This is a genomic window from Nostoc sp. CHAB 5715, assembly GCF_020829685.1.
Classification (GTDB): domain Bacteria; phylum Cyanobacteriota; class Cyanobacteriia; order Cyanobacteriales; family Nostocaceae; genus Nostoc.
The window spans coordinates 1-9,519 of record NZ_JAIVFR010000184.1 but is presented as its reverse complement, the minus strand read 5'-3'; the positions used below and the strand labels follow the sequence as shown (position 1 = coordinate 9,519).

General features: G+C 44.7%; 9 protein-coding genes. 5 read left to right on the top strand and 4 right to left on the bottom strand.

Annotated features, from left to right (window positions below):
• Positions 1-803: AraC family transcriptional regulator (locus LC574_RS12405; RefSeq protein ID WP_229453800.1), on the bottom strand; the 803-nt coding region annotated here is incomplete at its 3' end.
• Positions 804-993: 190 nt separating this feature from the next.
• A complete protein-coding gene (locus LC574_RS12400) occupies positions 994-1,875 on the bottom strand; it encodes an oxidoreductase (RefSeq protein WP_229453799.1) in 882 nt (293 codons plus the stop codon).
• 145 nt (positions 1,876-2,020) lie between these two features.
• On the opposite strand from LC574_RS12400, the gene LC574_RS12395 reads away from it, so the two are divergent.
• Together LC574_RS12395 and thiL are read left to right on the top strand one after the other, a co-directional pair.
• Entirely contained in the window at positions 2,021-2,920 is a 900-nt protein-coding gene (locus tag LC574_RS12395) for a LysR family transcriptional regulator (protein WP_229453798.1), read from the top strand.
• A 180-nt stretch (positions 2,921-3,100) separates the two neighbouring features.
• Entirely contained in the window at positions 3,101-4,162 is a 1,062-nt protein-coding gene (thiL, locus tag LC574_RS12390; RefSeq protein ID WP_229453797.1) for a thiamine-phosphate kinase, read from the top strand.
• Positions 4,163-4,285: 123 nt separating this feature from the next.
• Here thiL and LC574_RS12385 read toward each other — a convergent pair whose 3' ends face one another.
• Positions 4,286-5,299, bottom strand: coding sequence for a type I glyceraldehyde-3-phosphate dehydrogenase (locus LC574_RS12385; protein ID WP_229453796.1), 1,014 nt, complete (start codon positions 5,297-5,299; stop codon positions 4,286-4,288).
• Between the two features lie 115 nt (positions 5,300-5,414).
• Positions 5,415-6,065, bottom strand: a complete 651-nt coding sequence (gene nadD / locus LC574_RS12380; RefSeq protein ID WP_229453795.1) for a nicotinate (nicotinamide) nucleotide adenylyltransferase — start codon at positions 6,063-6,065, stop codon at positions 5,415-5,417.
• Between the two features lie 403 nt (positions 6,066-6,468).
• Here nadD and murC point away from each other — a divergent pair, with 403 nt between their 5' ends.
• The 3 genes from murC to LC574_RS12365 all read left to right on the top strand — a co-directional run.
• The gene (murC, locus tag LC574_RS12375; RefSeq protein WP_229453794.1) at positions 6,469-7,932 is read left to right on the top strand and encodes a UDP-N-acetylmuramate--L-alanine ligase; all 1,464 of its coding nucleotides are present in this window, start codon (positions 6,469-6,471) and stop codon (positions 7,930-7,932) included.
• A gap of 123 nt (positions 7,933-8,055) precedes the next feature.
• Positions 8,056-9,057: a UDP-N-acetylmuramate dehydrogenase gene (gene murB, locus LC574_RS12370; RefSeq protein ID WP_229453793.1), complete on the top strand. Its 1,002-nt coding sequence runs from the start codon at positions 8,056-8,058 to the stop codon at positions 9,055-9,057.
• A gap of 275 nt (positions 9,058-9,332) precedes the next feature.
• The coding region (locus tag LC574_RS12365; protein WP_229453792.1) for a hypothetical protein at positions 9,333-9,519 on the top strand (187 nt) is incomplete at its 3' end.

The window sequence follows — 9,519 nt, the reverse complement described above, 5'->3', positions numbered from 1 at the left end:
GATCTGAGGCTCGCCATCTTTCTCTTTACGAGCAGGTCTTTTGCTCGTTCAATACGGTGATGAATCACATATTGGTGAGGTGCCAAGCCAGTCGATTGCTTAAACTGGGCTGCAAAATAATTGGGACTAACTTGTGCGATCTCTGCTAGAGCAGTAAGCCTCACATCCTGATCGAGATGAGCATGAATATAGTCTAAGACCTGATTCAGTCTGTACTTTGGCAAACTACCAATAAGGATTTGGGTCGGCCTTTGGGTGCAGTAATTTCGCAATAGATGAGCAGACAGCGTTGTGACTAGGGACTCCACATACAGTTTTCCACCAAACCCAGCAAACTCTAATTCTGCTTTCAACGCCGTGCCAATGCCGTAAACCAATGGGTCTCGCTGCATAAATTGAGGCAAAAGTTCGATCGCCTGACCTCGGATCACTTCACCCAATTGCTGATTAAAAGCCTCTGGTTCAAGAGCGATCGCTAGATAAGAGTGTTCCTGATTCCAACGGGCAGAATGAGCAGTCTGGGCAGGAATAATAATTACGTCTTCGTTTTTCATCTCCCCGGACTGATAATGCCCATCTGTAACCTGTTCAACTTCTGTGTCAGAAGGAACATCAGTATTAATCAGGATTAAATGCTGTCGGCAGGTACTTGCAGGCAGATCTGTAGGTGGATGACGATAGTGAGCCAACCCAAGCCCTGCTGACACTTTTTGATGCTGCAAAAGTGTCACGCCCTGAGGATAGAGTTGCCGAACATCAGCCTCGTCTGTAAAGTCAATGATGGTTGGTTTGCGAGGTGTCATCAAATCTGCAAAAACACTGCAACTAATCCTCAGTCTACCAAACGCAATATATAAGGTAGACGGTTCGACTTAACCCTGAACGTCACCAATAGCCTTCAATTATGCTCTAACCGATAATTTGAGCTGCCTAACTATTATTTCTACCGATTAGTGGGAGTATGCACTGTCTAATGACTAACTCAGAGCTTCGCTACCCAATGATCGCCTCACTGTTCCTATCTGCATAATCCGTACTTACAGTCACCTGCTGCCAAGCATCCAAATCCGTTTTGACCCATTCCAGTTTTTCCTGAATCAGGCTCATGGCATCGGTGCCTAATGCCAGTCGCATCGGGGGATGAGGACTTTCCACAGCTTGAATGATGGCTTGCGCCGCTGATCGTGGATTGCCAGGTTGCTGACCATCCATCTCTTTGAACCACTGCAATGAAGCACCGCTCACCGGAGCATAGGCATCAATGGATTGTTCGGCTGCTGCCAGAGAGCGTCCGTTAAAATCTGTGCGAAATGCCCCAGGTTCAATTAAAGTAACTTTAACTCCAAAGGATTCAACCTCCTTAGCCAGGGCTTCAGACGTACCTTCCAGGGCAAATTTAGCGCCACAGTAGAGGCTGCTTCCACCAAATCCCACTAATCCTGCTGTGGATGACATATTCACAATGTGACCGCTGCCTTGCTGACGCATCACAGGCAAGACAGTTCGCATCAGACGGACTGCCCCAAAGAAGTTGGTTTCAAAAAATTGGTGAATATCAACATCACTGACTTCTTCGAGTGCGGCAATGAGTCCATGTCCAGCATTGTTGACCAGCACATCAATTCGACCAAATGTGGCGATCGCTGTATCAACCGCTGCTTGTATGTCTTGGGATAACGTTACATCCAGACGTACAGCCTTTGCAGTCTCTGGATAGTGCTCAATCAAAGCGCGAAGTTGCTCTGGTTTGCGAGCAGTAGCAAGCACTTCGTCGCCCTTCTTCAACACAGCTTCTGCTAGGGCCCGTCCGAACCCTGTTGAACATCCTGTAATCAACCAAACTTTAGGAGCGACACGATTTTTGTCTGAGTTCATTTGTTTTCTCCAATACAAAAACGATGAGATGCGAGGATCGGCGCAACTGCAATTCTGTAACTTACTTTCCACATTAAGCAGTTTGAATAAATATGTCCAATATGATTTTTGTCTTAGACTAAGACTTAAAACGTATTAATTGAGAATGGAACTTCGACACTTACGTTACTTCGTGACTGTAGCTGAGGAACTTCATTTTGGTCGCGCCGCGCAACGACTACAAATCGCTCAACCGCCACTCAGTCAACAAATCCGTCAACTCGAACAAGAACTCGGTGTCGAGTTGCTGTATCGGACAAAGCGAACAGTCCGACTTACTGAAGCAGGACTTGCCTTCTTACAGCAGGCACGACAAATTCTAGTGCAATCTGAGCAAGCGATTGAGGTAGCCCAACGTGCCAGTCGAGGTGAAGTGGGTCGTTTAGCGATTGGATTTGTTGGATCTGCCACGTGTAGCCTGCTGCCTGCTGCCGTGCGGTCATTTCGCCGTCAGTTTCCTGATGTCCGTTTGATGCTGCATGAAATGACCACGAGCGAGCAAATTGAAGCACTGCATGACGATCGCATTCAGCTTGGCTTTATTTGTCCGCCCATCAACGATGACGAACTCAGCGTGGAAACGGTTTTACAAGAATCGTTCGTCGCTGTATTGCCAGAAGCACACCCGCTTGCGACTCAAACACAACTGTCATTAGCATCACTGGCCGAGGAGTCCTTCATTTTATCTCCACGTCATCTAGGAAGCGGCTTTTACGATCAGATTATCCGTTTGTGTCAACAAGCAGGATTTATTCCCCAAGTAACTCAGGAAGCAATTCAGATGCAAACCATTGTCAGCTTAGTGGCAGCAGAATTAGGAGTTGCGCTTGTCCCAGCTTCACTCCAGAATTTGCAACGAGCAGGGGTCGTCTACAAACCGCTCGAAGACCAAACGCTCTATGTCAAGTTGGCAATTGTTTGGCGAAGTGCAAACACCTCGCCCGTGCTACACCAATTTCTAGCGCAATCAAGAGCCGTTACACGATTTAGTGCAGCGTTTCATTAAGCAATGCTGTTGAGGCTTATCAAACATACCCATTTTTCCCAGCAGGCTTTGTACAATTTCCATATAGCTATCGTAAGGAGTGCTTGTTTCTTCTAATCAGCACCCTAATGGATCGATAGCTTTCTTGTCTAATTGCTCAACTTAAAACTGTCCGGAGTATTGCAACACGGAAAACCGATTGTGAACAGTGAGTTATCTTCTCAACAAGTAAAAGACATTGGTGAACAAGGTCTTTTAGAAAGATTGCAGCGCTTTTGTCCTCTAGAAATTATCGGGGATGATGCCGCAGTACTTGAGACTGCACCAGAACAATCTTTGGTAGTGACAACAGATGTGCTGGTTGATGGCGTGCATTTTAGCAATATCACCACTTCCCCAGAAGATGCTGGTTGGCGGACTGCTGCTGCCAATTTATCAGATTTAGCAGCAATGGGCGCTTCCCCATTGGGAATCACTGTCGGGTTGGGACTCCCCGGTGAAGTTAAGGTGAGTTGGGTTGAGCGATTGTACCAGGGAATGACAGAATGCCTGCAAAAATACAATACCTCAATTGTTGGGGGTGATATTGTGCGATCGCCTGTGACTACTCTGGCAATTACAGCTTTTGGTCAAGTTTCCCCCGATCAAATTATCCGCCGTTCTGCTGCTGTCGTGGGAGATGCGATCGTCGTTACAGGCGTTCATGGAGCCTCAAAAGCTGGCTTAGAACTGCTCTTGCACCCCGAATTAGGACAAGACCTCAACGACTTGGAAAAGATGGCTCTAATCCGCGCCCACCAACGCCCACAGCCACGATTAGATGTCTTACCAATCCTCTGGAAAATTTTAACTCCTAACTCCTGTACAGACGCGATTAATCGCGTCTCTACTCCTAACTCTCGACTCCCCATTGCTGGTATGGATAGCAGCGATGGTTTGGCAGATGCGATTATTCAAATTTGCCGCGCCAGTAGCGTTGGCGCTGTCCTAGAACGAAAAGAAATTCCTGTACCAAAAACTTTTAACCATTGGCTGACACAAGAGCAAGCGCTGGAATATGCTCTATATGGTGGCGAAGACTTTGAATTAGTACTGTGCTTACCACAAGAGTCAGCATCAGCCTTAGTGCAACATCTTGGTCAAGGTGCTGCGATCATAGGCAGCATTACACCCGGATCAACAGTACTATTACACGACGAACAAAAAAAATTCCCTGACCAAGTTCTGAGTCTTAGCCAGGGATTTCAACATTTTGGTCAATAGTTCTTTGTCATTTGTCTTTTGTCATTTGTCCTTTGTCCTTTGTGAAAAACTAATGACCAATGACCAATGACTAATGACTAATGACCAATGACCAATGACTAATGACTAATGACCAATGACAAATTATTGCCACTTCTCGGCTACTAATTCTGCCAAATCCAAAACTCGTTGGCTGTAACCCCACTCGTTGTCATACCAAGCCATAACTTTTACTAGGTCATTGCCCATAACCAAAGTCAAGCTAGCATCAACAATCGAAGAAGCATCACTACCTTGATAATCGGAAGATACCAGTTCTAATTGGCTATAGTCCAAAATGCCTTTGAGTGGCCCTTCGGCAGCATCTTTGAGAGCTTGGTTAACTTCTTCAGTAATAGTACGCTTCTCAACCTGAACTACGAAATCTACCATTGAGACGTTCGGGGTAGGTACGCGCAAGGCAACACCATTTAGCTTGCCTTTGAGGTCTGGAATAACCAGCGCCACTGCTTTTGCTGCACCAGTAGAGGTAGGTACAATGTTGATTGCTGCTGCCCTCGCCCGTCGCAAATCCCGGTGAGAAGCGTCTAGCAAGCGTTGGTCACCTGTATAGCTATGGGTGGTGGTCATTGTGCCTTTGATGATGCCAAACTTATCGTTTAACACTTTGGCAATCGGTGCCAAGCAGTTGGTAGTACAGCTAGCGTTACTGATAATGTGGTGTTTGTTGTGGTCATAGTCGTGATGATTCACACCAACCACAAATGTGCCATCCTCGTTTTTACCAGGAGCGGTAATCAGAACTTTCTTGGCTCCAGCATTGACATGCTTGAGCGCTCCTTCTTTGCTAGTAAATACCCCGGTTGCTTCGATAATTAGGTCAATTCCCCAATCTTTCCAGGGCAAGTTTTCTGGGTTGCGATCGGATACGCACTTAATGGTCTTACCGTTAACGATGATAGAGTTATCATCGGCACTAATCTCAGCATCCTTGATCTTCCCTAGCATTGAGTCATACTTCAGCAGGTGAGCATTGGTTCTAGGGTCTGATGTGTCATTAATAGCGACAAGATCGATTTTACTATTCTCTTTACCAACCCAGCAACGCGCAAAGTTACGTCCAATCCGCCCGAAACCGTTGATTGCAACTCTAATCACAGTGTCTTGCCCTCTGTATTTATGCTTATATGTTGATATCGTTGACCCCAATCATATCGCAAAGGGGGGGGTACTCATAACCATAAAGTGTTAGATCAATAAAAAAACACATAATTTATTCAGATTTGTTCGAGTAGAGATTGTTGTTAGTGATATATGATCTGACTGATTCCGGGACTAAATAACGAATTGACTGGCGATCGCCCTTGGCGTTGACGAAGTTCTCGCGGCAAATTTTGCGAATTAGACTTGACGAAACTCCTACTAAAGGTATATCTAGGAGTTGCCAGTGAATGGTAAGTGACTGTTCTCTCAGTTGTTGCTCCACTTGGTTGCAGATTAATTTACTTTGAGTTATAGTCTCACCACCTAGCAGTCGGGGTGCGATTAACCAATCACACATTTGTGCTAGTTCGTGTCCACGGTACCAACGGGGTAAAGTTTGGAAAGTATCCAAGCCTACGATCCAGTACCAGTGAGTATTTGGGTAAGAAGCAGATAAGTCCATCAGGGTGTTAATAGCATAGGAAGTCCCAGAGCGATTTGCCTCTACTAGTGAGACAGTAAACGCTGGGTTATCTTCTATGGCTAATTGCAGCATTCCCACACGATGCTCAAACAAAGCTGCTTGTTTGTGAGGAGGATTAAGGGATGGCACCCAAATTACCTTTTCAAGGGATACTTGATGCAAAGCTCTCTCGGCTACCAGCAGGTGTCCCCAATGAATTGGATCAAATGTGCCACCAAAAATTGCTAGTTGCTGCATCCAGTTATGCGTAGATTTTATGCAATTGAAAAATAGTTTCATTACCAATGTATTATTGTAGTCAATTTATGCCTAGACTGAATGCAATTTAAAATCAGCTTCACTAACAATGTATGATGTAGCCAATTCCGGTAAGGTAGCCAAAAAGATGTATTTGACATTACAAGAATTTCTTTCCCGATGCGACCAAAATTTTCAGAATAATCTTAAAAACAGTTCAGAAATAGGAAAAACCTCTAACCAAGGTAAAATCATTCTGAACAAGCAAAACCAGAGCAGAAATATCATCCGACCATCAAATATAAACATGATTAAGGGGCAGTTACGGTAAAAATCAAATTCCTGTTATGATACGCGTGTCATTTGTGATTTATGGTGTGGTGTGGTGTAAAAGGAGCAAGAAATGACTAATTCTGTAGATTTTAGTGGTAGACCATTTCATTTTATTGGCATTGGTGGTATAGGTATGTCTGCTCTGGCATACGTTCTCGCCAAGCGTCAATTTCCAGTATCAGGTTCGGATCTTCGTGCTAACCACATTACGCACAAGTTGGAATCTATCGGCGCTCATATTTTTGGTAGACAAGAGGCAAGCAATCTCGAATTCTTTCGCCCTCAGGTATTAGCGAATGCAGTAGTATTAAATTCACAAGAAGAATTACCTACTGCTACTAACTCAATACTGCCTCAAGTCATTTGTTCAACAGCAATTAACACGAATAATTTAGAATACAAAGCAGCGCTGGAATTAGGTTGCCCAATTTTACATCGTTCAGATGTACTAGCAGCTTTAATTGCCGATTACCACAGTATTGCAGTCGCAGGAACACACGGCAAAACTACAACCAGTAGCATGATTGGCTATATGCTTCTGGAAGCAGGTCTTGACCCAACGATTTTAGTAGGTGGCGAAGTCAATGCTTGGGAAGGCAATGCTCGATTGGGACAAAGCCAATATTTGGTAGCTGAAGCAGATGAATCTGATGGTTCCTTGGTAAAACACGCTCCAGAGATTGGCATCATCACCAATATTGAACTCGATCATCCAGACCATTACGATACATTAGAAGAAGTAATTGACATCTTCCAGACATTTGCTAAGGGTTGTAAAACGTTAATAGGTAGCATTGACTGTGCTACAGTGCGCGATCGCTTGCAACCCACCCTGAGCTACAGCTTACACTCAAATACCGACGCTGACTACAGCGTTACTAATATTGATTATCGGGCTAATGGCACCACGGCTCTAGTTTGGGAAAGAGGCAAAGCTTTGGGCGTGTTGAAGTTACGGCTGCTAAGTCGGCACAATCTCAGTAATGCCTTAGCAGCAGTAGCTGTTGGTCGCCTCTTGGGCTTAGAATTTGGAGAAATTGCCAAAGGTATCGCCACCTTTGAAGGAGCAAGACGCCGCTTTGAGTTCCGGGGTGAAGTCGATGGTATTACCTTCATCGATGACTATGCTCATCATCCCAGCGAGATTCGCGCTACTCTGGCCGCAGCACGCTTACAAGCAAGACCAGGACAAAGAGTGGTTGCTATCTTCCAACCCCATCGCTACAGCCGTACACTCACCTTTTTAGAAGAATTTGCCGATTCCTTTACCCATGCTGATTTGGTTGTACTGACTGATATTTACAGTGCAGGCGAACCCAATTTAGGGCAAATTAGTGGTGAACATCTAGCGGCGGAAATTGCTAAACAGCATTCTCCTGTAGTTTATCAACCAACTTTACCTTCAGTGTGTGAGTTCTTGCTGCAAACACTACGCCCAGGAGACTTGGCGCTGTTTTTAGGGGCTGGGAACTTGAATCAGGTGATTCCTGAAATAATTACGACACTTTGCGAACCGGCCAAAGCCACATCTTAAGTGGAGACTTTGCGAAGTTTTATTTCTGAGCAAAGCGCCCGTCTAGCAATGGTTCCATAGGTTAACTCTATTACCGTATCTTTGCGGTAAATAAATGTAAAAATTTTACCAAAACAAGTAAAGATGACCATTTCCCAGGCAGCTGGAAACGTCTGCACAGTTTCTGCTTTGAATACAAAAAAACACCAAACAACTAATTCGGTGGAGAGTGAAGTAATTTACTTACCTAGTACTGATTGTGCGATTAAGTCCCAGGCTTCCTTGTCAGCGTTTACTTCCTATAGAGTTGGGGGAGCAGCTGATTTATACGTTGCCCCCCAAAACTTAGAAGCACTGCAAGCAAGTCTTAAATACGCAAAAGAACGTAATTTAAAGGTGACAACACTGGGAGCAGGTTCTAACTTGCTAGTGAGCGATGGGGGTATATCAGGCTTAGTTATTGCTACTCGTCATCTCCGCTTCAGCAACTTTGACCCCCAAACCGGTCAATTAACCGTTGCTGCTGGAGAATCAATTCCTAGCTTGGCATTGGCGGCAGCAGAATTAGGATGGCAAGGATTGGAGTGGGCTGTTGGTATCCCTGGAACAGCCGGAGGTGCTGTGGTGATGAATGCAGGGGCACATAATAGCTGTATCGCAGATATGTTAGTTAGTGCCCAGGTACTTTCACCCGATGGCACGTTGGAAACTCTTACCCCCGATCAGTTAGGTTATAGCTACCGAACTTCATTATTGCAAGGTGGCGATCGCATAGTCACCCAAGCCACATTACAACTTACGCCAGGTGCCGACCCAGCAAAAGTTGTGGCAATCACCAGAGAACACAAAAAGCATCGGTTAAGCACCCAACCATACAACTTCCCCAGTTGTGGGAGTGTGTTCCGCAATCCCAAACCTTACAGCGCTGGCTGGTTAATTGAACAAACTGGTTTGAAAGGCTACCAAATTGGTGGAGCGCAAGTAGCACAACTCCATGCTAATTTTATCGTTAACCGTGGTGGAGCAAAAGCTAGTGATATCTTCTGTCTCATTCGCCACATCCAACATCAAGTACAAGAACGTTGGTCTATTAATTTAGAACCAGAAGTCAAAATGCTCGGAGAGTTTCAAGGTGCTTGTGGATAGGGAATGGGGAGTGGAGAGTGGGGAGTGGGGGAGAAATCAATTCAAAATTCAAAATTCAAAATTAAAGAACTTCTGCCTCCTGCCTCCTCTTTCCCAATGCCCTACTCCCTACTCCCCACTCCCCGCCTACGTAAATAATTTCAAAAATCAAATACGATTCCTATATTTTATTGAGTTTATAGCATTAATCTTCCATTGGAATTTCATTAAACGCAAAATGTAGCTATTAGATTTTCTTGAATACTATGGGAATAAAAAGTTGGTTAAAGAGAAAAATGCGTCAAGGATTAAATTTGCCAGAATTAGAAGAACAGATTCGGCAGATTAATACTAATACTCAAAGTCTACGAGAATACGTAGACTTTTCCCATCTACGCCAAGCCCTCAATTTATCAGAGTTAGAAGAACAGACTCGGCAGATTAACAAGAATATTAAACTGCTGCAAGAATCTCAAGGTTATT